We start from the raw sequence: 25,783 nt of genomic DNA on the forward strand, positions 1-25,783 counted from the left end.
GGAGGCCAGAGGCCTCCCAAATTGCAACACATCAGACAATAATCAATCGATGGTGCGTTTAATTTCAATCACTTCAAAGACTTCGATCATATCGCCAACACGAACGTCGTTGTAGTTCTTCACGCCGATACCACACTCCATGCCATTACGCACTTCGTTGACATCGTCTTTAAAGCGACGCAGAGATTCCAGCTCGCCTTCGTAAATCACCACGTTGTCGCGCAGAACGCGAATCGGGTTGTGACGTTTGATGTTGCCTTCGGTGACCATACAGCCTGCGATAGCGCCGAACTTCGGTGACTTGAACACGTCACGTACTGCAGCCAGACCGATAATCTGCTGTTTGAACTCTGGCGCCAACATACCGCTCATTGCCGCTTTAACTTCGTCGATCAGATTATAGATGACGGAGTAGTAACGCAGGTCAACGTTTTCAGCATCAATCACGCGGCGAGCAGAAGCATCAGCACGCACGTTGAAGCCGAGGATGATCGCGTTGGATGCTGCAGCCAGGGTTGCGTCAGTTTCGGTGATACCACCCACGCCTGAACCAATGATGCGTACTTTCACTTCGTCGGTAGAGAGTTTCAGCAGAGAGTCGGAGATCGCTTCCACAGAACCCTGTACGTCGGATTTCAGTACGATGTTCAGCTCGGACACTTCGCCTTCGGTCATGTTGGCGAACATGTTCTCCAACTTCGACTTCTGCTGACGCGCCAGCTTCACTTCGCGGAACTTGCCCTGACGATACAGTGCAACTTCACGTGCTTTCTTCTCATCACGAACCACAGTCGCTTCATCACCTGCTGCTGGCACACCAGACAGACCAAGGATTTCCACTGGAATCGATGGACCCGCTTCCAGTACTTCGCGGCCCAGTTCGTCACGCATCGCACGGACACGGCCGTATTCGAAGCCACAGAGTACGATATCGCCTTTGTTCAGCGTACCTTCACGCACCAGTACGGTAGCAACCGGACCACGACCTTTGTCGAGGAACGATTCGATAACCACACCGCTTGCCATACCTGCACGAATCGCCGTCAGCTCCAGGACTTCAGCCTGCAGCAGAATCGCATTCAGCAGGTCATCAATACCGGTACCGGCTTTCGCAGAGACGTTAACGAACATGTTTTCGCCGCCCCACTCTTCGGGAATGATACCGTACTGAGTCAGTTCGTTTTTAACACGATCGGGATCGGCTTCTGGCTTATCGATTTTGTTCACAGCAACCACAACCGGCACCTGCGCCGCTTTTGCGTGCTGGATAGCTTCGATGGTCTGCGGCATCACGCCGTCATCCGCGGCAACAACCAGGATAACGATATCCGTTGCCTGAGCACCACGAGCACGCATAGCGGTAAACGCGGCGTGACCTGGGGTATCCAGGAAGGTGATCATACCGTTGTCAGTTTCAACGTGGTATGCACCGATATGCTGAGTAATACCGCCAGCCTCGCCAGAGGCGACTTTGGTTGAGCGGATATAGTCGAGCAGTGACGTTTTACCGTGGTCAACGTGGCCCATGATGGTCACGACCGGCGCGCGGCTCTCTTGCGCAGCATCGGTATCACGGTCGTCCATTACCGCTTCTTCCAGCTCATTCTCACGGCGCAGGATCACTTTGTGACCCATTTCTTCCGCAACCATCTGAGCCGTTTCCTGGTCGATGACCTGGTTGATGGTCGCCATGGCGCCCATCTTCATCATCGCTTTAACCACCAGAGAGCCTTTGATTGCCATTTTATTGGCCAGCTCAGCAACGGAGATAGTTTCACCGATGATGACATCGCGGTTCACTGCCTGTGCTGGCTTGTTAAAGCCCTGCTGCAGTGAGCTTGGTTTACGGTGCTTGCCACCTTTACCGCCACGTACCTGAGCACGTGCTTCTTCGCGGTCGGTTTTCGCTTCAGAATGTTTGTTGCCTTTCTTCACCGGGCGAGCCGCTTTAGCGGTACGCGTGCGCGCACGGCCAGCTTCAACTTGACGATCGTTCTCGTCTTCAGCCTGACGGGCATGGGTCGAGGTAGTGACGTGATAATCACCTTTATCCTCTTCTTCAGGTTTTTCCCATTCCGCTGCTTTTTCTTCAGCCAGGCGTTTAGCTTCTTCTGCCACGCGACGGGCATCTTGTTCTAGCTTACGACGCGCTTCTTCTTCTGATTTACGTTTCAGTTCAGCCGCTTCGGCTTCACGACGGGCTTTATCAGATTGCGCAGCCTTGGTTACTTCGTCGGTAGGTTGATTAGTCACTTTCTCATTTTCCGCTGCTTCACGCTTAGCCTTGTCAGCGGCTTCGCGCTTGGCTTTATCTTCGGCTTCACGTTGCGCTTTTTGTTCAGCTTCGCGACGGGCTTGTTCTTCCGCCTCGCGACGCGCCTGCTCTTCCGCTTCACGCTGCGCCTCGGCTTCAGCTTCTGCCTGAGCTTGCTCAGACTCTGCATCACCTTTCACGTATGTGCGCTTTTTGCGGACTTCGATTTGCACCGACTTACTTTTACCCCCGGTGACGGGAATATTCAAGGTGCTGCGCGTTTTGCGCTGCAAAGTCAGTTTACTTGAACCTGTCTGACCGTGCTCACGATTCAAATGGGACAGTAAGGTTTCTTTCTCTTGCTGGGATACCGCATCGTTTTCAGACTTGCGGATCCCTGCATCAGCAAATTGCTGTACCAGGCGATCGACCGGAGTCTGAATTTCGGCGGCCAGCGATTTTACGGTTACATCTGTCATGCTGTTCCTTCCTGTTATTACGCGTCATCGCCGAACCAGCAGATATTACGTGCAGCCATGATCAGCGCACCGGCCTTCTCATCATCCAGCCCTTCAATATCTGTCAGATCGTCAACACCTTGCTCAGCGAGATCTTCCAGCGTGCAAACGCCGATAGACGCCAGGCGATACGCCAGCGCACGATCTAAGCCCTCAAGATTCAGAAGATCCTCAGCGGGCTCCTGATTACCAAGGCTCTCTTCTTTCGCTAATGCCAGGGTGGTTAACGCATTTTTTGCTCGTTCACGCAGGGCTTCAATGGTCTCTTCGTCGAGGCCGTCGATTTCCAGCAGCTCGTTGATTGGCACATAAGCCAATTCTTCCAGCGAAGAGAAGCCCTCTTCCACCAGAACGGTGGCGAACTCTTCGTCGATGTCGAGATGTTTGGTGAACATATCGATCGCTGCGTGGGCTTCAGCCTGATGCTTAGCCTGCAGATCATCGACGGTCATCACGTTCAGTTCCCAGCCACTCAGTTGGGAAGCCAGACGCACGTTTTGGCCGTTACGGCCGATCGCTTGAGCCAGATTGCCGGCTTCAACCGCGATATCCATGGTGTGATTGTCTTCATCCACCACGATTGACGCCACATCGGCTGGTGCCATGGCGTTAATGACGAATTGCGCGGGGTTATCGTCCCACAGCACAATATCGATACGCTCGCCACCCAGTTCGCTTGAAACAGCCTGCACACGCGCACCGCGCATACCGACACAAGCACCCACGGGATCGATACGTTTATCGTTGGTCTTCACGGCAATTTTTGCACGTGAGCCCGGATCGCGTGCTGCCGCTTTGATCTCGATAACTTCTTCGCCGATTTCTGGTACTTCAATGCGGAACAGCTCGATCAGCATTTCCGGCTTAGAACGGGTCACAAACAGCTGCGCGCCACGTGCTTCTGGACGCACGGCATACAGCACACCGCGAATACGGTCGCCCGGGCGGAAGTTTTCGCGTGGCAGCATGTCTTCACGACCAATCACAGCTTCAGCATTGCTGCCGAGGTCCAGTGAAATGCTATCGCGGTTCACTTTTTTCACCACGCCGGTGATGATCTCACCTTCGTGCTGACGGAACTGATCAACCACCATCGCGCGCTCAGCTTCGCGCACTTTCTGCACGATAACCTGCTTCGCGGTTTGCGTAGTGATACGGTCGAAGGTCACAGATTCGATCTGATCTTCAACGTATTCGCCCAGATTGAACGCTTCATCTTCGAAGCGAGCGGCATCCAGCGTAATCTCACGGGTCGGCTGAGTAACTTCTTCAACAATCTGCCAGCGACGGAAAGTATCGAAATCGCCGCTGCGGCGGTCGATGCTGACGCGCACTTCGATCTCTTGCTCATACTTCTTTTTGGTCGCAGTGGCCAAAGCGCTCTCCAGCGCTTCGAAGATTTTCTCACGCGGCAGGGCTTTTTCGTTAGAAACGGCTTCTACTACAGCTAAGATCTCTTTGTTCATCCTGGTTAGCCTCAATCCGGACTTTTAAAAGTGGGGGACCAGGTTCGCTTTCTGAATGTTGCTCAGCGCGAACACTTCATCGTTACCCTCAACGGTCACCGTGATCATCTCGCCTTCAACAGACTTGATGATGCCCTGCCATTTACGGCGGTTCTGTACGGCCATACGCAGTACCACGCTCACTTCATCACCGACGAAACGAGTATAGTGTTCAGCAGTGAAAAGAGGACGCTCGAGACCTGGTGAGGAAACTTCAAGGTTGTAAGCGACAGTAATCGGATCTTCCACGTCCATTACCGCGCTGACCTGGTGGCTAACATCGGCACAATCATCAACATTGATACCGTCTTCACTATCAATATAGATGCGCAAAGTCGATGTGCGACCGCGAACGAATTCGATACCGACCAATTCGTAGCCAAGCGCTTCTACTGGAGCGGTGATCAAATCAGTCAATTTTTGCTCTAATGTGGACAAGCCCACCCCCAAGACATAAAAAAAGGGCCTATAGCCCAGTGTTGCGATTCCTGATAACAAAAAACCCCGAATATTCGGGGCTTTTTGTGACTGGACCCTGTACGCCGCATGGCGGCTTCGGCACACAATCCAAAAGAATTTTTTTCAAAAACTCACTGAGGATGCGTCCGTCGATGCATACAGTATATTTGAAAAAGAACTCTAAGGGAAAGTGGTTGCGGGGGCCGGATTTGAACCGACGACCTTCGGGTTATGAGCCCGACGAGCTACCAGGCTGCTCCACCCCGCGTCCGAAAACGTGGCGAATATTACGCCGATCTTGCGAAAAAAGCAAGTTTTACTGAGATTTGGTACCGAGGACGGGACTTGAACCCGTAAGCCCTTTCGAGCACTACCACCTCAAGGTAGCGTGTCTACCAATTTCACCACCTCGGTACTGCACTGACTGCGACGTTGTATTGCCGCTTTAAGCGTTGACGATGTTACTGTGGGATGTCATTGCCCGGCGTGGCCGGTTTAGCTGGCTGAGTCTGTTGTTGAGACTGAGCCGGCGCAGTGAGGTTTTCCCACTCGCTTCCTTTAGAAGACTTGTTGGTGTTCAGATTGCCCAGAACCAGACTGATAATGAAGAACAGGGTCGCCAGCACAGCGGTCATACGAGTCATAAAGTTACCAGACCCGGTTGAACCGAACAGTGTACCAGAGGCGCCTGCACCGAATGAGGCTCCCATATCAGCGCCTTTGCCTTGCTGCAGCATGATCAGACCCACGAGGCCAATCGCTACAATAAGGAAAACAACTAACAGAGCTTCGTACATAATCAACCTGATTCCTTGCGCGTTATCTGCACAGTTAAAGCTTCACCAATATTGACGGGGAGTATCGTCATCACCCATCAGAAGCGGGTGTGAATACTAACCAATGGTGCATACCTCTGCAAGTGCAATTTACACGAACTTTATTGATTGCGGAAAAAAGCGCCATCATGGTGATTTTACAGGCGGAAAGGCCGCAGCCTCTCCGCCTGGCGTGGCGTTATACGGCTTTCACTGCATCGGCAATTTTGTGCGCGAGTTCTGTCACCAGCTTCTCGTCCTCACCTTCCACCATCACGCGAATCAGTGGCTCAGTGCCCGATTTACGCAGCAGCACGCGCCCTCTTCCCGCCAGCGTCTTCTCTACTTCCGCTGTCACGGCTTTCACGCTATCACTCTCCAGAGGATCATGGCTGCCAGTGAAACGCACATTGACCAGCACCTGAGGCAACATTTTCATCCCGCTGCACAGGTCGTGCAGGCTCATGTGATTGCGCACAATCGCAGTGAGTACTTGCAAACTTGCAACGATGCCATCGCCAGTGCTGATTTTGTCGAGCAAAATCACATGCCCGGAGTTTTCAGCGCCCATGCGCCAGCCCTTCTCCTGCATTTTCTCCAGCACGTAGCGGTCACCGACTTTGGCACGGGTAAAGGGAATACCTAACTGCTTCAACGCCAGTTCCAGACCCATGTTGCTCATCAACGTGCCCACTACACCGCCGCGCAGCTGACCCTGACGCAGTGCCTCGCGTGCAATGATGTAGAGGATCTGGTCGCCATCAACCTTCTCACCCAAATGGTCAACCATCATGATACGGTCACCATCACCGTCATAGGCCAGACCGAGATCGGCCTTCTCATCCAGCACACGCTGTTGCAGCATACGCAGATCGGTGGCACCGCACTCTTTGTTAATGTTCATGCCATCAGGCTGCACGCCGATGGCAATCACTTTGGCACCCAGTTCACGCAACACGTTTGGTGCGATGTGGTAAGTCGCCCCATTGGCGCAGTCCACCACTATCTTCAAACTGTTGAGGCTCAGCTCACTGGGGAAAGTGCCTTTGCAGAACTCAATGTAGCGACCAGCAGCATCGACAATGCGGCTCGCACGACCCAGTTCGGCTGATTCCACGCAGGTCAGTGGCTTCTCAAGTTCCAGCTCAATGGCTTCTTCGACTTCATCCGGCAGTTTGGTGCCTTCAGCAGAGAAGAATTTAATGCCGTTGTCATCGAACGGGTTATGCGATGCCGAAATCACAATGCCGGCCTCAGCACGGAAAGTTCGCGTCAGATAAGCAATGGCGGGGGTAGGCATTGGGCCGGTAAAGGCCGCAGACAGGCCTGCCGCGGCAAGTCCCGCTTCCAACGCGGACTCCAGCATATAACCGGAAATACGCGTGTCTTTACCTATCAATACTTTCTTAGAGCCAGAACGTGCCAGCACTTTACCGGCCGCGAAGCCCAGCTTCAGTACAAAGTCAGGTGTAATAGGCGCTTCGCCTACTTTGCCACGGATACCATCTGTACCGAAATATTTACGATTACTCATGCCTTTATCCTTTTGCTCTCCGTGTCGCTTCGACGACGCGCATCGCTTCGACAGTCTCTTTCACATCATGAACGCGAATAATTTGTGCCCCCTGCATCGCAGCAATCACCGCACAGCTCAGGCTACCGGTCAGGCGCTGCGCCGGACCGACATTTAACAACTGGCCAATCATCGACTTACGCGACATCCCCACCAACAGCGGCAAACCAAAGTGGTGGAAATGGCTAAGTTCGGCCAGCAGTTGATAATTGTGGTTGAGATTCTTACCGAAACCGAAGCCAGGGTCGAGTAGCAGATTTTCTTTTTTAATGCCTGCGGCCTCACAGCGCGCAATCTGCGCAGTGAAGTAAGCGTCCACTTCACTCACGATATCGTTATATTCCGGTGCCTGCTGCATAGTCCGCGGCTCACCCTGCATGTGCATCAGGCACACCGGCAGCCCGGTCTCTGCCGCAGCAGCCAATGCACCCGGCTCAGAGAGTGAACGAATGTCATTAATGATGTGAGCACCCACTCGCGCAGATTCACGGATAACTTCTGGTTTAGAGGTATCAACAGAAATCCAGACCTCGAAGCGCTGGGCAATCGCTTCCACCACCGGAATCACGCGTGCCAGTTCTTCCTCAACACTCACCTCATCCGCACCTGGTCGCGTTGATTCGCCGCCCACATCGATAATGGTGGCACCAGCATTCACCATCTCATTGGTATGCGTCAGCGCATCCACCAGTGTGTTATGCGTTCCACCATCAGAAAAAGAGTCCGGCGTGACATTCAAAATACCCATCACATGGGGAAACGACAGATCGAGATGGGAATCACGGGCGTACAACTTCATGGCGGAAATCTCCTTGGGAATCACTAAATGTAAAAAACCCCGGACCGGCCGGGGTTTTTGCTGAGGTTAAACGCCTCTTATTTGTCGAGCTGCTCTGACATGGTATTGCCTGGATTCGGCGTACGCGGTTCATCAACCGGACGTGGCGCCTTTGGCGTGCCATTGTTGTCTGAAGAGCTGCTGTTGCCGGAGTCATCCCAACCCGCAGGTGGACGAACTTCACGGCGCGCCATCAGGTCATCGATCTGCGGTGCGTCAATGGTTTCATACTTCATCAGCGCATCTTTCATCGCATGAAGGATATCCATATTCTCACCCAACAGAACGCGAGCGCGCTGGTAGTTGCTGTCGATCAGGTGTTTAACTTCCTGGTCGATGATACGCGCTGTTTCATCAGACATGTGTTTAGCCTTCGCCACTGAACGGCCCAGGAACACTTCGCCTTCTTCTTCAGCGTACAGCAACGGACCCAATTTCTCGTTGAAGCCCCACTGCGTGACCATGTTGCGTGCCAGGTTGGTCGCCACTTTGATGTCGTTAGACGCACCGGTAGAGACGTGCTCTGCACCATAGATGATCTCTTCAGCAAGACGACCACCGTACAGCGTAGAGATCTGGCTTTCCAGTTTCTGACGGCTGGCGCTGATTGCGTCACCTTCAGGCAGGAAGAAGGTCACACCCAAAGCACGGCCGCGAGGAATAATGGTCACTTTGTGCACCGGATCGTGTTCCGGTACCAGACGACCAATGATCGCATGGCCAGCTTCATGGTAAGCGGTTGATTCTTTTTGCGCTTCCGTCATCACCATGGAGCGACGTTCCGCACCCATCATGATTTTGTCTTTCGCTTTTTCAAACTCAACCATCGAGACCACACGCTTGTTGCCACGTGCAGCAAACAGCGCTGCTTCGTTGACGAGGTTAGCGAGGTCAGCACCCGAGAAGCCCGGCGTACCACGTGCGATGATGGCTGCATCAATATCGGTTGCCAGTGGCACACGACGCATATGCACTTTCAAAATCTGTTCACGACCGCGAACGTCTGGCAGACCGACTACAACCTGACGGTCAAAACGACCTGGACGCAGCAGCGCAGGGTCAAGTACGTCTGGACGGTTAGTTGCCGCGATCACGATGATGCCTTCATTACCTTCGAAGCCATCCATTTCGACCAGCATTTGGTTCAGCGTCTGCTCACGTTCATCGTGACCACCGCCCAAACCGGCACCACGCTGACGGCCTACCGCATCGATTTCATCGATGAAGATAATGCACGGCGCCGCTTTCTTCGCTTGTTCGAACATGTCACGCACACGAGATGCACCGACACCGACAAACATTTCTACGAAGTCAGAACCAGAAATGGTAAAGAAAGGTACTTTCGCTTCGCCAGCGATCGCTTTCGCCAGCAACGTTTTACCGGTACCCGGTGGGCCCACCATCAAGACGCCTTTCGGAATCTTACCACCCAGTTTCTGGAAGCGGCTTGGCTCACGCAGATATTCAACCAGTTCACCGACTTCTTCTTTTGCTTCATCACAACCTGCGACATCAGCAAAAGTGGTCTTAATCTGGTCTTCGGTCAGCATGCGGGCTTTACTCTTGCCAAAGGACATCGCGCCTTTGCCACCGCCGCCCTGCATCTGCCGCATAAAGAAGATCCAAACACCAATCAACAGCAGCATTGGGAACCAAGAGATGAAGATGGAAGCCAGCAGGCTTGGCTCTTCTGGTGGTTCGCCAATCACTTTGACGTTTTTGGTCAAGAGGTTATCAAGCAACTTAGGATCGTTGACAGGAATGTAAGTCGTATATTTATTACTGTCTTTTTTGACAACGTTAATCTCACGCCCGTTAATACGTGCCTCGCGGACCTGATCCTGGTTCACTTCCGACAGGAAGGTTGAATAATCAACCCTACGGCCATTCGACTCGCTGGGCCCAAAGCTCTGGAAGACAGACATCAGCACGACCGCGATGACTAACCAGAGAATCAGGTTTTTCGCCATGTCACTCAAGGGATTAACCTCATATTACAACGGTGTTAACAGACAGCGTAGGGTACTATATATCCTTCAGACCTGGAATCGCGGCGCTGATGATTTTACTGCTTTCCACTGAAACTCAGAATTACACATCAGAGTAAACGCAGTTCGCCTTGCTTTGATTCCAGCACCGAGGGCTATAGTTTGCGCCCTGTCGCCACAATATACACTTCACGTGAACGTAAACGAGAAGCGTCTGGCTTACGAATTTTCACTTTCGTAAATAGGGAGCGAATTTCCCGCAGGTATTCCTCGAAGCCATCTCCCTGAAACACTTTCACTACAAAACTGCCGCCAGGTGCCAGGATATCTCGACACATTTCCAGCGCCAACTCTACCAAATACATTGATCGTGGAATATCAACCGCAGGTGTACCGCTCATGTTCGGTGCCATGTCAGACATGACAACTTGCACCTTTTGGTCACCGACACGTTCCAGCAAAGCTTTTAACACCGCTTCTTCACGAAAATCACCCTGCAAAAAATCGACACCGACGATAGGGTCCATCGGCAGCAAATCGCAGGCAATGATACGACCATTCGATCCAATCTGTTGTACCGCATATTGCGACCAACCGCCGGGTGCAGCACCTAGATCTACCACTGTCATGCCGGGTTTGAAAAGCTTGTCACCCTGCTGAATTTCATCAAGTTTAAACCAGGCGCGCGAACGCAACCCCTTTTTCTGTGCCTGCAGCACATATTTATCGCTAAAGTGTTCCTGTAGCCAGCGACTGGAACTGGCCGAACGCTTTTTACCCGTCATAATTTTTCCAGTTAAATCTTCATCGTAGCGATAAATCAGTCCGCAATGGGTTGCGTTGATTTGGCGATATACACGAGATGGCGGTAGAATGAACCGTTTTCAATCCCTGAGTAAGTAAAAAATACGATGAATCTGAGTACCAAACAAAAACAGCACCTGAAAGGCCTGGCCCATCCCCTTAAGCCCGTTGTCATGCTGGGCGGTAATGGCCTGACCGAAGGCGTGCTCGCCGAAATCGAACTGGCGCTCGAGCATCACGAATTGATCAAGGTAAAAATTGCCTCGGAAGATCGTGAGACCAAGCAGCTGATCGTTGACGCAATCGTACGTGAAACTAAAGCGTGTAACGTACAGGTCATCGGCAATACGCTGGTGCTGTATCGCCCTGCAAAAGAGCGCAAAATTACTCTGCCACGTTAATGAAGCCGTAAGGCTGCCATAACGGGCAGAGAAAGTGCCATGCTCCTGCATGGGATAAAAGGCCGCGATGCGGCCTTTTTCCTTTCTTTACAATATGCGGCTACACATTTCAAAGCGTAGCAATATCTTAAAGGTATTCCACCTTTAAGACTTCATATTCCACATCGCCACCCGGTGTCTTCACGATCGCGACGTCATCCGCTTCTTTTCCCACCAAACCCCGCGCCATTGGCGAGTTCACTGAGATGAGATTCTGCTTAAAGTCAGCCTCGTCATCACCCACGATGCGGTAGGTAAATTCTTCGTCGGTATCGACATTCAACACCGTGACCGTCGCACCGAAAATCACACGGCCGGTTTTTGGCATGGCAGTCACATCAATGACCTGTGCATTAGAGAGTTTGGCTTCAATCTCCTGAATGCGCCCTTCACAAAAGCCCTGCTCTTCGCGTGCTGCGTGGTATTCGGCATTCTCTTTCAAATCGCCGTGCTCACGGGCTTCGGCGATGGAGGCGATAATGCGCGGACGCTTAACGGACTTCAGTTCGTTCAGCTCTTCGCGCAGCTTCTCAGCGCCTTTCAACGTCATCGGAATCTGATTCATTTTGGCTCCTCGTCATCTGTCCTGGTTAACGGCGTCATCCTGACCGGTGACAGCAGAAAACAGCTTCTGCGGCGCGTTACCTCTTTTCACAAGCAAAAGAAGCCTGACCCGGAAAGCTTTCCGGGTCAGGTTCGGTTTTGCATTTTGATACGTATTTTACCCCAGAGTTCCCTGTGGGTCATCGTTTACTTTGCACCGCCTCGGGACGTAGTATTGACGCCTTCACCCGCTAGTTACCGCGAGATTATGCGATTTTCACGACTTGTTACCGGATTAACCTGTGCGTTTATGCTGCAGGCACAAGCAGCCCCCGTTGAAGAATACATGCAGTATTTGCCAGACGGCGCAAACCTGGCGCTGATGGTACAAAAAGTGGGCGCATCAACCCCGATAATCGACTATCACGGCAAACAGATGGCACTGCCAGCCAGTACCATGAAGGTGATTACCGCGCTGGCCGCATTGCTGGAACTGGGACCGGACTTCCGTTTCCAGACCACCATGGAAACCAAAGGCGCGGTCAGTGATGGCACGCTTAATGGCGATTTAGTCGCGCGTTTTGGCGGCGATCCGACGCTCAGTCGACAGGATCTGCGCAACATGGTCGCTGCGCTGAAAAAACAGGGCATTAACCATATTAAAGGCAATCTGGTCATCGATACGTCGGTGTTTGCCAGCCACGATATGGCACCTGGTTGGCCGTGGAATGACCTGACGCAGTGCTTCAGTGCCCCGCCAGGCGCCGCGATTGTCGATAAAAACTGCTTCTCGGTCTCGCTCTACAGCGCCAATACGCCGGGCGAAAATGCCTTTGTACGTATCGCTTCTTATTACCCGGCACACATGTTTAGCCAGGTGCGCACCATCGGCCGTAACAGCGGTGATGGGCAGTACTGTGAGCTGGATGTCGTGCCTGGCGAGCTTAATCGCTATACCCTGACAGGTTGTATGCGTCAGCGTGCCGAGCCACTGCCGTTGGCCTTCGCCGTGCAGGATGGAGCCGCATGGGCAGGAGAAATCCTCAAAGCTGAGCTGCGTGCCGCGGATATCGATTACAGCGGCCATTTAGTTCGACAGCCGTTGGTCACCGCACCCGGTACCGTGCTGGCGTCAACGCAATCTGCACCGCTGCACAATCTGTTGCACACCATGCTGAAGAAATCAGACAACATGATTGCCGATACCGTGTTCCGCACTATCGGGCATCACTATTTCAACGTTCCTGGCACCTTCCGCGCCGGTTCTGATGCGGTGCGCCGTATCCTGCGCGAAAAAGCCGGCGTCGATCTGGGCAACAGTATTCAGGTCGATGGTTCGGGTTTATCGCGTCACGATTTGATCGCGCCCGACACCATGATGCAGGTATTGCAGTACATCGCGAAAAACGATTCGACGCTGAATTACATTTCGATGCTGCCACTGGCAGGCTACGACGGCACCCTGCAATATCGCGGTGGTTTGCATGAAGCGGGACTGGATGGCAAAGTCTCAGCCAAAACCGGTTCGCTACAGGGCGTCTATAATCTGGCTGGATTTATTACCACCTCCAGCGGTGCACGCGTGGCCTTTGTGCAGTATCTTTCTGGCTATGCCGTGCCGCCGGAAGATCAGAAAACGCGGCGCATTCCTCTGGTACGCTTTGAAAGCCGCCTCTACTCGGATATTAACAAAAACAACTAATGAAACTGCTGATTGTTGAAGATGACGCGCTGTTGCAATCGGGCCTGGCTCAGGCCCTTAGCGCACAAGGATACGCCGTTGACTGCGCCAGTACGGCGGCAGAAAGCAACGCGTTTCTCCGCAGTGGCCAGTACAGCCTGATCGTGTTGGATCTGGGTTTGCCGGATCGCGATGGTGCCACACTGCTGCGGCAATGGCGGCGCGAAGGCATCAATGTACCGGTGCTGATCCTCACCGCCCGCGACGCGCTTGAAGATCGGGTTGATGGCCTGGATGCCGGTGCCGATGATTACCTGGTGAAACCTTTTGCCCTGGTGGAGTTGCAGGCGCGCGTACGTGCGCTGATTCGTCGCTTCCAGGGGCACAGTGACAACCTGCTGCAACAGGGGGATCTCACTCTGAACCTCAGTTCACAACAGGTGCTGCTGGAAGAACGTCCTCTGGAGATCACGCCAAAAGAGTTCGCGCTGCTGACCCGTTTATTGATGCGCGTGGGTCAAAACGTGCATCGTGAAACACTGCAACAGGATCTTTACAGCTGGAATGACGATCCCGGATCCAACACTCTGGAAGTTCACATTCACAATTTACGTCGCAAACTCGGGAAAGATCGTATTAAAACCGTACGCGGCGTGGGTTACCGTCTGGAAGTGCGCGAATGAATAGCATGCGTCAGCGGTTACTGATTATGCTGGCGCTGATTCTCCTCACCTGCCAGGTGATGAGCGCCATCTGGTTGTGGCATGAGAGCCGTGAACAAATCAGCTTCCTGGTGAATGAAACCCTGTCAGCGCAGGCGCGTAACGACCGCGTCGAGAACGAAATCCGCGAAGCCATCGCCTCGCTGCTGTTGCCCTCGCTGGTGATGATTGCGCTGACGCTGCTGCTCTCGTTCTGGGCCATCAACTGGATTATTCGCCCGCTGCGTTTGCTGCAGGACAGTCTCGCCCATCGCTCTGCCGATAATCTCACTCCGCTGCCCATCTATTCCGAGATGGATGAGATCGTTGCGGTGACCTCATCGATCAATCAGCTGTTCTCACGGCTGGATCACACGCTCCAGCAGGAGCGGCTGTTTACCGCCGATGCCGCACATGAACTGCGCACGCCCCTGGCGGGTTTACGCCTCCATCTGGAGTTGTTGCATCAGCAGAAGGTGCCACAAAGTGACATGCTGATTGAGCGCATCGACCAACTGATGCACACCGTTGAACAGTTGCTGATGCTGTCACGCGCCGGACAGGCGCTGGCCGGTGGCCACTATCAACAGTTGCAGTGGCAAAAGGACATTATGCAGCCGCTGCAACCCGAAATGGCCGAGCTGTATGAGCAGCGCCAGCAAAATCTGCTCTGGCCGCAAGGCAAAGATATTCCGCAGCAGGGAGAAGCCGTGTTGCTGCGCCTGATGTTGCGTAACCTGCTGGAAAACGCTTCGCGCTACAGCCCGGAGGGCAGCGAGGTTAAGGTGAAAATGCAGCAAGACAAGCAGCAGGTGATTATCGAAGTCTGGGATCAGGGGCCGGGTATTGATGCCGATGCGGCGGAAGAGTTGACGCAGGCATTTCGTCGTCGCGACCAGCGCTATGGCGGCAGCGGCCTGGGCCTGAATATTGTGTTGCGCATCGTGCAGATGCACCGTGGCAGACTGGAACTGGTGAATCGTCAAGACAGCAGCGGGCTGATTGCCCGCTGCTATTTACCGCATCAACTGCTTTAGAAGTGGGTATTCAGGCCGACGTAATAGGTTCGGCCTGATTCGTTGTAGGTATTGGCACCCGCACCGTACAGGTAAGCGCCTGTGGTGGCGTTACCGGTGGTTTGCGCATTACCTTCGCGGAAGTGACGCTTATCAAACAGGTTGTCGATACCCAAGGTTACGCTGGCGTACTTGTTGATATCGTAAGTGCCGCTCAAGCCGATAATCGAGTAAGGCGCGACTTTATCGGTTGCACTGCCCGTCACCGGTTGGCCTTTGTAGTCATACTTCTTCGGCGTCTGCGTACCGTACCAGGTCAGGGTGGTTTGCAGCGACAGATCCTGCGTGGCTTGCCAGCTCAGCGTCGAGTTCAGGGTGTATTCCGGGATCACCGACAGACGATCGCCGGTTTCCTTGTTTTTACTCTGCAGCATGTAGGTGAAGTTGTTATTCCACATCACGCTATCAGAGAACGGCACGTTAACGGTACCTTCCAGCCCTTCGACCACCGCTTTCGGCACGTTTTCCCACTTGTAGATATCTGTGGTGCCGTTCGAGGCTTTACCCACTGGCGCGTAACCCGCTTCAATCTTGTTGCGGTAATCGTTACGGAACCAGGTCAGACCGGCCTGATAACCCTCGTGTTTCCACTCCAGCCCAATCTCTTTGTTGAAACTGTTTTCGGCTTTCAGGTCTGGGTTACCCTGCAAATAACAGGCACCGGTACTGGCTGCACAACCCTGACCGTTGCTGTATAGCAGGTAGTTCGGGTTGGTCTGGTACAAGCTTGGCGCTTTGTACGCCAGGCCAGCACCCATCTTCAGCGTGAAGTCATCACCTAAACCTTGCGACAGGTTCAGAGACGGGCTCCAGTTATTGCCGACGATCGAGTGATGATCGAAGCGCAGGCTTGGCGTCAGCATGGTGCTGTCAGTCAGCTCCATGTTGTCTTCTGCAAACAGCGAGAAGATTTCCGCCTGCGAATATGGGCTACGGCCGGTATTCGACACGCCCGGCACGGAGCCATAGCTCGCTGCCTGAGTGGTGGAAGAAGGATCTTTCATGCTTTGCTGGTTCCATTCGGTACCCAGCGTGGCAGTCTGATTAATCAACCACTCGAATGGAATGCTGACTTCACTGTGCAGCAAGATGTCGTCTAACTGAATGGTATTGAAACCATCGTTAGAGAAGATGCCCTCGGTGCCGCCCGCCAGACCTTCGTTAATGCGGGTGTTACGGGTTTTCTCGTAACGCGCATAGGTATTGGTGCTGACACCGTTATCCCACGCACCCGTCCATTTCAGCGAGATATTCTGACGATACAGGCGGTTGGTTTCATCGCCGTACAGGCTCTTCACCAGCGCGCTGGTGTTAGTGTTTTGGGTATCGCCCGCGTACAGGTTGCCCTGACGGCTATAACCCGCTTGCAGCTCCAGGGTTTGCATCGGAGCAAACGTCCAGCTCAGCAAGGCGTTGATATCTTTGTTCACCGACCCTTCACGGCCCGATGGATAGCTACCCGCATACGAACCGGTACGATCGGCAGCGTGGCCTTCGTTGATATCGTAGGCATCGGCCTGAGTTTTGGCTAAGCCACCGTACAGACGGAAGTTAACATCGTCACCCAGCGGCCCTTCAAGGCTGAAGTTAGTGCGCTTGGTTGACCCTTCCGATTTATGTTCCGGCGCATTGAGGTAGGTATTCCAGGAGCCGTGCCACTGCTGGTCGTTATTTTTTTTGGTGATGATATTCACCACGCCACCCGCAGCGCCGTTACCGTAGCGCACCGCAGCCGGACCGCGAATCACGTCAATGTGGTCGATCATCTCCGGTGGCACCCAGTTGGTGTCACCGCGCGTATCACGCTCGCCACGCCAGCCTAAACGCACCGAGTTGCGGCTGGTGATCGGCATGCCATCCACCATAATCAGGGTGTTTTCCGGGCCCATGCCGCGAATATCAATCTGACGATTGTTACCGCGCTGGCCGCTGGTGGAGTTACCGGTGAGGTTCACGCCTGGCATGGTACGAATGATTTCTGAAACATCACGCGCCGGGGGATGCTTTTTAATTTCATCGGCGGTGATGGTCGACACGCCGGGTGCCTGCAGGTTTTGCTGCTGGGCCGTCACCATTAAGGTGCCGCCGTTCATGGATTCGGCGTCGGCGGTAGATTGGCTGCTGGTCGTCTTGCTGGAAGTGTCTGCTGCCCAGGCGCTGCCGGAGAGCAGTGAGGCGCTGAGCCCCAGTTCAATCAAAATAGCTAATGATAGTTTTGAGTAACGCGTCATTTTTTTCATTCCTGGATGGCCAGTAGCAACATCGTTGGATGCTTGGCTGGCGAGCCGGTGAGAATATCCCTGTCCTAATCGCGCCGAGTTCCAGTCCTGGCAGTGCTATCCGTGGCATAACCTTCCAGGAAGGAAAGAGCCAGGCGGAACGCGCGTGCTCTTTTTGAGCGGAAACACCCTATTGCAAATGCAAATAGTTATCAATAGTATTAATTATTAATCTTATGTAAATCTTCCCCTACACAGTAACTGGCAGCCCCTATGACCTGGCGAAATGATGTAACCGGTAGCGAAGCCTGGTGGCAGGAGCAACAATCTCAAGGTATTCCACGTATCGAGCCACAACCGGATGGCACCTGTCTGGTGACCTTCTTCTGGCGCGACCCGCAAGGCAGTGAAAAAGCATCGGGGACCCAGCGCGTGTGGATCAACATCACCGGCGTGACCGATCATCACCAAAAGCGACCACCGCAATCACTGGTACGCGTGACAGACACGGATGTGTGGTACTGGCAAACCACCCTTCCAGCAAACTGGCGCGGCAGCTACTGCCTGATGCCCGATGAGCATGCCACGGATTTCTCCGGCGAAGCCGACATGTACAACCTGCGCAACTGGTGGCGTGAAAAATTCCACACGGCAAAGGCCGATCCGCTGAATAAACTGCGTGGCTGGGCGGGTGGACGCGGAATGGGCGTTTCTCCGCTGCACTTGCCGCAGGCACCTAATCAGCAAATCTGGCAAGCGGTGGACGATGGCAGCGCGCCTGAGATATCTCTGCAGCAATATCAGTGGGATAGCGCTCTGTTAGGCAACAGCCGTAAGGTCTGGATTTACACCACCGGCGCGTCAGATCCCGCACAGCGCCCGCTGGCGATCCTGCTGGATGGGCAATTCTGGGCTAACCAAATGCCGATTGCTGGCCCGCTGCAACAGCTCACGGACAGCGGCAAACTACCCGCCGCGGTCTATCTGTTTATCGACATCATTGACCGCGAACACCGCAGCCGGGAATTGCCCTGCAACCCGCAATTCTGGCAGGCCATGCAGCAGGAGTTACTGCCACAGGTCGCGGCATGGGCGCCGTATCGCCAGCAGGCAGACAGCACGCTGGTGGCCGGACAAAGCTTCGGTGGGCTGGCATCGGTTTTCGCCGCCCTGCATTTCCCGGAGACTTTCGGCAACGCGCTGAGCCTCTCCGGGTCGTTCTGGTGGCCGGAACGTGGCAATCCGCACGGCTGGCTGTTACAGGCATTAGATGGCGGCTTAGCGCCTCAATACCCGCTGCGTTTCTGGCTGGAAGCCGGCAAACGAGAAGGCCTGATTCTGCAAGCCAATCAACAATTAGAACAACAACTTACTGCTGCCGGTTACCAGGTGAATTACCAACCGGTTGAGGGTGGTCACGACGCGCTATGTTGGCGCGGTGGGCTGCTCGACGGTCTGCAAGCTCTGTGGCGCAATCCGACTTAAATTTCCTCACTCAGGACGCAAACCGGAGCAACGATGTCTGAATCTCTGATGAACAAAACCATGACTGACCAACACACTCTGCCGCTGGTGGCGGCACAGCCCGGCATCTGGATTGCCGATCAGCTGACCCAACACCACAACGCCTATGCCGTGGCGCACTTTGTTGAATTACAGGGTGCGATTAACAGCGCCTTGTTAGCACAAGCCATCGTGGCAGGCATGCAGGAAGCCGATACGCTCAACATGGCGTTTGGTGAAGTCGAGGGGGAAGCACTGCAATGGGCACAGCCGCAAACGTTCAGCGCACCGCAGATTGTGGATTTGCGCGATGAAGCCGATGCTGCCGCCAAAGCCCGCGCATTAATGCGTGAAGATATGAACGGTGATTTACGCGTGTTGAGCGGGGCTAAACTGTGGCATCACTGCCTTTATCGCATTGGCGATCAGCACTGGTTCTGGTATCAGCGCTACCATCATTTGGTGGTGGATGGTTTCAGCTTTACCGCCATCACGCGCCGCATTGCCAACCTCTACAGCGCCGCCGTTCAGCAACAGGATGCCGAACCCACCCCGTTTATTCCGTTTAGCGAAGTGGTGGAAGAGTATCAGCGCTATCAGGAATCCTCATCCTTCACGCGTGACCGCGATTTCTGGCGGGAAAAAGGGGCCGCACTGCCCTCACCCGCTTCCCTGTCGCCGTTACCACTGGCCGGGCAAAGCGCCACCACCGATATCCTGCGTCATAGCGTCACGCTCGATCGCGCCACGTTTCAGACCTTGATCAACCAGCATCCGCAATCCAGCGCCGCTGATTTAGCCTTTGCCCTGGTTGCGCTGTGGCTCGCGCGACTCAGTGGTCAGAACGACTTCGCCGCCGGCTTCATCTTTATGCGACGCATTGGTTCTGCCGCACTGTGCGCTACGGGCCCGGTGATCAATGTGCTGCCGATGGCGGTGCACTACGATCCCACTCAACCGATCTCTGCGCTGGCAGCGCAGCTGGCGGGTGAAGTGAAGAAAATGCGCCGCCACCAGCGCTATGATGCCGAACAGGTACAGCGTGACCTCGGCCGATTGGGCGATGGCGATCCGCTGTACGGCCCAGTGATCAACCTCAAGATGTTTGATTACCAACTCGATTTTGCCGGCGTTGAGGGGATAACGCATCAGTTGGCCTCTGGCCCGGTACGCGATCTGGAGATCGCTATCTATATCAGTGAACAGGGTGAACTGACGCTGGAGCTGCTGGCCAATGCGCAACGTTACAGCGAATCCACGCTGCACCGTCATACCAGCCGCTTTGACCTGCTGCTGAAGCAGCTTGCCGAGCAACCGCAGCGCCCGTTGGGTGAACTTGATCTGCTGACCGTCGAAGAACATGCGCAAATTGCTGGCATCAACCAGACGGCACATCCTGTCCCCGCAGAAACCCTGGCTTCGTTGCTGGCACAACAGGTTGAGCGCACGCCGGATGCACCGGCGTTGGCGGATGCCGTGCATCAACTTAGCTACCGCGAAATGCAGCAGCAACTGTTCGCGCTGGCAGACGATCTGCGTGCCGCCGGTGTACAGCGCGGCGATATCGTGGCGGTGGCACTGCCGCGTTCGGTGCAGCTTTCATTGGCGCTTCAGGCAATTGTTTCGCTGGGTGCGGCCTATCTGCCACTTGATACCGGCTATCCTGACGAACGTTTACAGCTGATGCTGGAAGACGCCGCACCGAAAACCTTGATCACCTCAGCGGAACTCAGCGCACGTTTCCAGGCCATCGCCACGGTTAACCAGCTGCATTTTGATGCGCTCTACGCCCACACGGATGCTCCGCAACCTGCCAGTGCGCCGACACCGCAGGATGGGGCTTACATCATCTACACCTCCGGTTCAACGGGCCGTCCAAAAGGCGTACTGGTGGGGCATGAGGCCATCGTCAATCGCCTGTTGTGGATGCAGGATTGCTACCCGCTGCAAGCCGACGACGTAGTGCTACAGAAAACGCCGAGTAGCTTTGATGTCTCCGTATGGGAGTTCTTCTGGCCGCTGCTGGTCGGCGCGCAGTTGGTGATGGCTCCGCCGGAGGCGCACCGCGATCCTGAAGCGCTGCAGCAACTGTTTGCCCGCTACAAAGTCACCACCACGCATTTCGTACCCTCGATGCTGGCGGCCTTTGTCGCGGCCCTGGATACACCGGCCGCCATCGCCTGCTGCACCAGCTTGCGTAATGTTTTCTGCAGTGGTGAAGCCCTGCCGACCGATCTGTCACGCGAGTGGGAAAAGCTGACGCATGTACCGCTGCACAACCTGTATGGCCCAACCGAAGCAGCGGTGGATGTCAGCTGGTATCCGGCCTTTGGTGAGGCGCTGGCGGCAGTAGAAGGTGCCAGCGTGCCAATTGGTTTCCCGGTGTGGAATACCGGATTGCGTATTCTCGACGCACGCATGCAGCCAGTGCCACCGGGTGTAGCCGGTGATCTTTACCTCACTGGCGTGCAGTTAGCGCATGGCTATCTCGGCCGTCCAGACCTGACAGCCAGCCGCTTTATCGCCGATCCTTTTGCCACAGGTGAGCGTATGTACCTCACTGGCGATGTTGCTCGCTGGCTGGATAACGGCGCGGTGGAATACCTCGGCCGCAGCGATGATCAGCTGAAGATTCGCGGTCAGCGCATCGAACTTAATGAAATCGACTATGTGTTGAGTGCTCAGCCCGGCATTGAGCAGGCGGTGACGCATGCCGTGGTGTTGGGCGGCAGCGCGGCGCAAGGCGGTGATGCGCGTCAGTTGGTGGGGTATGTGATTGCGGCGCAGCCTGTTGATGGTGAAGCACTGCGCGAAGCGTTGGCGCAACGTCTGCCCGCCCATATGGTGCCGGTGGCGATTGTGCAGCTGGATGCCTTCCCGCTCAGCAGCAACGGAAAACTGGATCGCAAAGCGCTGCCGCTACCGCAAAATGCGGCAGAGAACGTGGGACGTGAACCGCATGCCGGATTAGAAACCCAGCTGGCGCAAGCCTTCTGCCAGCTGCTGGCACGCGATAGCGTCAGCGCGCAGGATGATTTCTTTGCCCTGGGCGGACACTCATTGCTGGCCATGCGCCTGGCCGCACAGCTGCGCCGTGAACTGCAACAGCCGGTATCGGTGGGGCAGATTATGGTGGCCTCAACCGTAGAGAAACTGGCGCGTTTGCTCAGCGATGCGCATTCGCATCAGCAGGCGGGTTTTGAAGCCGTGCTGCCACTGCGTCAGAGCAACGGACCAACGCTGTTCTGTTTCCATCCGGCATCCGGCTTTGCCTGGCAGTTTAGTATTCTGCAACGCTATCTTGATCAGCGCTGGTCGCTGGTGGGGATTCAGTCACCGGATACCGAAAGCCCGTTGAACCAGAGCGCGCATCTCGACGACGTATGTGAATCCCACCTGCGCACGCTGCGTGAGGTGCAACCGCACGGGCCTTACTACTTCCTGGGCTATTCTCTGGGCGGAACCCTGGCACAGGGCATCGCTGCACGTCTTGAAGCAGCGGGTGAAGAGGTGGCCTTCCTCGGCCTGCTCGACACCTGGCCGCCGGAAACGCAGAACTGGGATGAGAAACGCGGCGAGAACGTGCTGGATCCGGCCGTGCTGGACGAGGTGAATCGCGAGCGTGAGCAGTTTATTGCGGCGCAGCGCCATCAGGCTGGGGAAGAGATGCGTGCGATGTTCGATACCATCGAAGCCAACTACGCCAGTTCAGTTCGCCTGCTGGCGACTGCGCGCAGTGCTCGTTTCAACGGTCGTGCCACGCTGTTCCTGGCTGAAAAAACGCAGCAGCCAGGCCAGGATGCACGTCGCGCCTGGGCACCGTATGTGGGTGAACTCGACGTATGGCCAATCGATTGTGCGCATGTGGAGATTATTTCACCGCAGATGTTTGAGCAGATCGGGCCATTGTTACAGCGGATTTTGGCGTAATTGGCACCAGGTGCGCATCAATGCGCACCCTACATCGTAAGGGCGGCATTAATGCCGCCCTGATTACCTGCCCCGCCCCAGCGGCACAATCATCGGCGTATGCGCCACCGGATCGTCCACAATCACGCAGCGCAAACCATACACCTGCTCAATCAATGCGGGTGTGACAATCTCCGCTGGCTTACCTTCGGCGATAATCTTGCCGTGACGCATGGCGATCAAATGCGTGGCATAACGACAGGCGTGATTCAGGTCGTGTAACACCACCACCAGCGTACGACCATGCTGCTGATTCAACTCCTGCATCAACTCCAGCAGCTCGATCTGATGGGTAATATCCAGCCAGGTGGTCGGCTCGTCCAGCAACAGCAGTGGCGTCTGCTGTGCCAGCACCATGGCAATCCACACGCGCTGGCGCTGACCACCGGATAGCGTATCCACCGGCTGCTGCGCCAGATCGGCGACGCCGGTGGCGCGCATCGCCTGCTGTACCGCCTCTTCATCCTCGGTCCGCCAGCGACCAAACAGCGGTTGGTGCGGATAGCGTCCGCGCGCCACCAATTCCGTGACACTGATACCCGCAGGCGCATTGGAACTCTGCGGCAGCAGCCCTAACCGTCGTGCCACCTCTTTGGTGGGGTAGCGCGCAATCGCCTCACCATCTAAAAACACTTCGCCTTTTAGCGGAGCATTGAGACGGCTTAAGGTGCGTAATAACGTCGATTTACCACAGGCATTGGGGCCGATAATCACCGTCAGCTCCCCTTCCGGGATCGCCACCGACAAATTTTCCGCCACCACTTTTTTGTCATAACCGAGCGTCAGGCCTTCGCCATACAGACGTGAAGGAATATCGATCATTGGCGTCGCGCCTCCCGCACCAGTAACGCAATCAGATAGAGTCCACCCAGGCTGACGGTGATCACGCCAACCGGTAATTGATAAGGCAGGAACAGATGCTGTGCGGCAAAATCTGCGGCAATCAGCAGCAATGCCCCACACAGTGATGCCAGCAGCAAAGCACCTTTCTCACCGCCGCCCAGTCGGCGTGCAATCTGCGGGGCCAGTAACGCCACAAAGGAGATCGGCCCCACCAGCGCCGTTGACGCTGCCGTCAACACCACGCCAATCAGCATCAACCACATGCGGCTGCGCTCGACGGGCACGCCGAGGGCGCTGGCTGTGTCATCGCCCATCTCCAGCAGGCGCATCCGCCGCGTCAGCAACGCCATCAACAACAGAGACAACAACAGCACCGCAATCACCGGCGGGGTTTTTGCCCAGGTGATGCCGTTCAGCGATCCTGCGCTCCATAAACCGGCACTCAGCGCCGATTCCAGTGAGGCACTGATAATAAGCCAGGCATTGAGCGCCATCAGTAACGCGCGCACGCTAATGCCAACAATAATCAGGCGGAAGGTTTCAACACCGTTGCGCCAGGCAAACAGGTACACCAGCGCCGCGGTTCCGACCCCGCCCACCAGCGCGGCACCGGTCATGGCCGCGATGCCCTGATTGAACAGCACCAATGCCACCAATACGCCGCTGTAGGCACCGGTGTTAAAGCCCAGAATATCCGGGCTGCCGAGGGGATTGCGCAGTAGAGACTGGAAAATGGCGCCGCTCACCCCGAGGGCTGCGCCAATCAGCAGCGCCATCAGCACGCGCGGCAGTCGCCACTCCAGCACGATCAGCTTAACGTTACTGGCCCCTTCCCCCAGCAGCACCTGCCAGAACTGTTCTGCGCCAATCGGCAATGCGCCGCGCGTCATTGCCAGATAAGCCAGCAGCAAGCAGGTCAAGGTCAGCCATGTGGTGTGCAGCAGAACACGGCGCGTCATAGGCCACCTCGACCGAGTTGACGACGTACCAGCACAATCAGCACGGGAGCGCCCAGCATCGCGGTGACAATTGAGACACGCAGTTCACCTGCAACCAGCAGGCGGCCCAGAATATCCGCCGCCAGCAGCAGAATCGGGGTGATGATCGCGGTGGCCGGCAGCATCCAGCGGTGATCGTTACCCACCAGCCAGCGTGCAAAATGCGGTGTCATCAGACCGATAAAAGCAATCGGGCCCACCGCTGCCGTTGCCGCTCCACACAGGAGGGCGATAGCCAGCAACCCCAGCAGCTGCGTACGCGCCACGCGCGTTCCGAGCGCCGTTGCCATATCGCCGCCCATGCTCAAACTGTTCAGCGCCTGCGACAGGCAAAACGCTATCACGCTTCCGATGAGCACCGCCGGAAACAAGGTGCGCAGCACCTCAAAGTTGCGAATATCCAGTGAGCCGCTGTGCCAGAAACGCAGATGGTCATAAATATCAGGATTGAGGAGCGACAGGCCCGATGTCAGGCCATCCAGCACCGCGCCCAGCGCCACGCCGGCTAACGTCAGGCGCACTGGGTTGACGCGGCCACCGCCAATCGCACCGGTCATCGCCACCAGCAGCGAGGCCAGTAACGCGCCGGCAAACGCAAATCCGAGCCAGTCGAGCGGCGAATCGGCGCCAAACAGCGCAATGCCAATCACCACGGCAAATCCGGCACCGGCATTCACCCCAAGAATGCCGGGATCGGCCAATGGATTACGCGTCAGGCTTTGCATCAAGGCCCCCGCCAACCCAAGCGCCACCCCTGCGAGTAGCCCAGCCAGCGTTCGCGGCAAGCGCGCGTCGCGCACAATCACACACTCTGCGCTGTTACAGCTGGAGGTCAGCGAATGATAGACATCGGCAAGCGGTATTGATTTGGCCCCCAGCATTAAGCTGAGCGCGATGAGGAGCATGAGCAGAATCCCTGAGCCTGCTAATGCACGGAACTGGCGCATCGTTCTAAACCTTCACTGTTCAACGTCGTCGCATGCGCAACGCAATTTGATAATGGTTATCGTTATTACTCGCGTTCGCCTATGTTACCATGACTCGCCTCGCGGACGA

Annotated in this window: 19 protein-coding genes and 2 tRNA genes; 6 read left to right on the forward strand and 15 right to left on the reverse strand. The window is 55.3% G+C overall.

The window, feature by feature from the left end; translation table 11 throughout:
* Positions 1 to 42: 42 nt before the first annotated feature.
* The 10 genes from infB to rlmE all read right to left on the reverse strand — a co-directional run bounded on the left by infB (position 43) and on the right by rlmE (position 10,735).
* Positions 43 to 2,733, reverse strand: a complete 2,691-nt coding sequence (infB, locus tag LK04_RS16400) for a translation initiation factor IF-2 (protein WP_039327565.1) — start codon at positions 2,731 to 2,733, stop codon at positions 43 to 45.
* A gap of 17 nt (positions 2,734 to 2,750) precedes the next feature.
* Positions 2,751 to 4,238 carry a transcription termination factor NusA gene (nusA, locus tag LK04_RS16405; RefSeq protein ID WP_039327563.1) on the reverse strand — a complete coding sequence of 496 codons (1,488 nt, stop codon included), beginning with the start codon at positions 4,236 to 4,238 and terminating at the stop codon, positions 2,751 to 2,753.
* A gap of 24 nt (positions 4,239 to 4,262) precedes the next feature.
* Complete coding sequence (gene rimP, locus LK04_RS16410; protein ID WP_039327562.1) at positions 4,263 to 4,715, reverse strand: ribosome maturation factor RimP; 453 nt, start codon at positions 4,713 to 4,715, stop codon at positions 4,263 to 4,265.
* 212 nt (positions 4,716 to 4,927) lie between these two features.
* A tRNA-Met gene (locus LK04_RS16415) sits at positions 4,928 to 5,004 on the reverse strand.
* A 59-nt stretch (positions 5,005 to 5,063) separates the two neighbouring features.
* A tRNA-Leu gene (locus LK04_RS16420) sits at positions 5,064 to 5,150 on the reverse strand.
* Positions 5,151 to 5,197: 47 nt separating this feature from the next.
* On the reverse strand, positions 5,198 to 5,533 hold the full coding sequence (gene secG, locus LK04_RS16425; RefSeq protein ID WP_039327559.1) for a preprotein translocase subunit SecG: 336 nt from the start codon (positions 5,531 to 5,533) through the stop codon (positions 5,198 to 5,200).
* A gap of 217 nt (positions 5,534 to 5,750) precedes the next feature.
* Positions 5,751 to 7,085 (reverse strand): phosphoglucosamine mutase, encoded by a 1,335-nt coding sequence (glmM, locus tag LK04_RS16430; protein ID WP_039327558.1) that lies wholly within the window; start codon positions 7,083 to 7,085, stop codon positions 5,751 to 5,753.
* Positions 7,086 to 7,089: 4 nt separating this feature from the next.
* Positions 7,090 to 7,923, reverse strand: coding sequence for a dihydropteroate synthase (gene folP / locus LK04_RS16435; protein WP_039327556.1), 834 nt, complete (start codon positions 7,921 to 7,923; stop codon positions 7,090 to 7,092).
* A gap of 77 nt (positions 7,924 to 8,000) precedes the next feature.
* Complete coding sequence (ftsH, locus tag LK04_RS16440; RefSeq protein ID WP_039327554.1) at positions 8,001 to 9,932, reverse strand: ATP-dependent zinc metalloprotease FtsH; 1,932 nt, start codon at positions 9,930 to 9,932, stop codon at positions 8,001 to 8,003.
* A 173-nt stretch (positions 9,933 to 10,105) separates the two neighbouring features.
* Positions 10,106 to 10,735, reverse strand: coding sequence for a 23S rRNA (uridine(2552)-2'-O)-methyltransferase RlmE (gene rlmE, locus LK04_RS16445; protein WP_039327553.1), 630 nt, complete (start codon positions 10,733 to 10,735; stop codon positions 10,106 to 10,108).
* Between the two features lie 126 nt (positions 10,736 to 10,861).
* Here rlmE and yhbY point away from each other — a divergent pair, with 126 nt between their 5' ends.
* Positions 10,862 to 11,155, forward strand: coding sequence for a ribosome assembly RNA-binding protein YhbY (yhbY, locus tag LK04_RS16450; protein WP_034826542.1), 294 nt, complete (start codon positions 10,862 to 10,864; stop codon positions 11,153 to 11,155).
* Positions 11,156 to 11,282: 127 nt separating this feature from the next.
* On the opposite strand, the gene greA is transcribed toward yhbY, so the two are convergent.
* Positions 11,283 to 11,759, reverse strand: coding sequence for a transcription elongation factor GreA (gene greA / locus LK04_RS16455; RefSeq protein WP_039327550.1), 477 nt, complete (start codon positions 11,757 to 11,759; stop codon positions 11,283 to 11,285).
* Between the two features lie 246 nt (positions 11,760 to 12,005).
* Here greA and dacB point away from each other — a divergent pair, with 246 nt between their 5' ends.
* From dacB to pmrB, 3 genes are read left to right on the forward strand one after another with little or no spacing between them, the layout of a single operon-like run.
* Positions 12,006 to 13,439 (forward strand): serine-type D-Ala-D-Ala carboxypeptidase, encoded by a 1,434-nt coding sequence (gene dacB / locus LK04_RS16460; RefSeq protein ID WP_039327547.1) that lies wholly within the window; start codon positions 12,006 to 12,008, stop codon positions 13,437 to 13,439.
* Positions 13,439 to 14,101, forward strand: coding sequence for a two-component system response regulator PmrA (gene pmrA, locus LK04_RS16465; RefSeq protein WP_039327545.1), 663 nt, complete (start codon positions 13,439 to 13,441; stop codon positions 14,099 to 14,101). The genes dacB and pmrA overlap by 1 nt, the downstream gene beginning before the upstream one ends.
* Positions 14,098 to 15,156, forward strand: coding sequence for a two-component system sensor histidine kinase PmrB (pmrB, locus tag LK04_RS16470; RefSeq protein WP_039327543.1), 1,059 nt, complete (start codon positions 14,098 to 14,100; stop codon positions 15,154 to 15,156). Before pmrA ends, pmrB begins: the two co-directional genes overlap by 4 nt.
* On the opposite strand, the gene LK04_RS16475 is transcribed toward pmrB, so the two are convergent.
* Entirely contained in the window at positions 15,153 to 17,426 is a 2,274-nt protein-coding gene (locus LK04_RS16475) for a TonB-dependent siderophore receptor (RefSeq protein ID WP_039327541.1), read from the reverse strand. The genes pmrB and LK04_RS16475 overlap by 4 nt on opposite strands.
* Before the next feature lie 261 nt (positions 17,427 to 17,687).
* Between LK04_RS16475 and fes the strand changes: the two genes are divergently transcribed.
* Both fes and LK04_RS16485 read left to right on the forward strand, forming a co-directional pair.
* Entirely contained in the window at positions 17,688 to 18,899 is a 1,212-nt protein-coding gene (fes, locus tag LK04_RS16480; RefSeq protein WP_039327540.1) for an enterochelin esterase, read from the forward strand.
* Positions 18,900 to 18,932: 33 nt separating this feature from the next.
* Positions 18,933 to 22,847: an enterobactin synthase subunit F gene (locus LK04_RS16485; protein ID WP_039327538.1), complete on the forward strand. Its 3,915-nt coding sequence runs from the start codon at positions 18,933 to 18,935 to the stop codon at positions 22,845 to 22,847.
* 63 nt (positions 22,848 to 22,910) lie between these two features.
* On the opposite strand, the gene LK04_RS16490 is transcribed toward LK04_RS16485, so the two are convergent.
* From LK04_RS16490 to fepD, 3 genes are read right to left on the reverse strand one after another with little or no spacing between them, the layout of a single operon-like run.
* Positions 22,911 to 23,708 carry an ATP-binding cassette domain-containing protein gene (locus LK04_RS16490; protein ID WP_039327536.1) on the reverse strand — a complete coding sequence of 266 codons (798 nt, stop codon included), beginning with the start codon at positions 23,706 to 23,708 and terminating at the stop codon, positions 22,911 to 22,913.
* A complete protein-coding gene (gene fepG / locus LK04_RS16495; protein WP_039327534.1) occupies positions 23,705 to 24,688 on the reverse strand; it encodes an iron-enterobactin ABC transporter permease in 984 nt (327 codons plus the stop codon). The genes LK04_RS16490 and fepG overlap by 4 nt, the downstream gene beginning before the upstream one ends.
* Entirely contained in the window at positions 24,685 to 25,674 is a 990-nt protein-coding gene (gene fepD, locus LK04_RS16500; RefSeq protein WP_039327533.1) for a Fe(3+)-siderophore ABC transporter permease, read from the reverse strand. The genes fepG and fepD overlap by 4 nt, the downstream gene beginning before the upstream one ends.
* Positions 25,675 to 25,783: the final 109 nt, after the last annotated feature.

Origin of the sequence: Pantoea vagans, assembly GCF_001506165.1 — a bacterium.
Lineage (GTDB): Bacteria > Pseudomonadota > Gammaproteobacteria > Enterobacterales > Enterobacteriaceae > Pantoea > Pantoea vagans_C.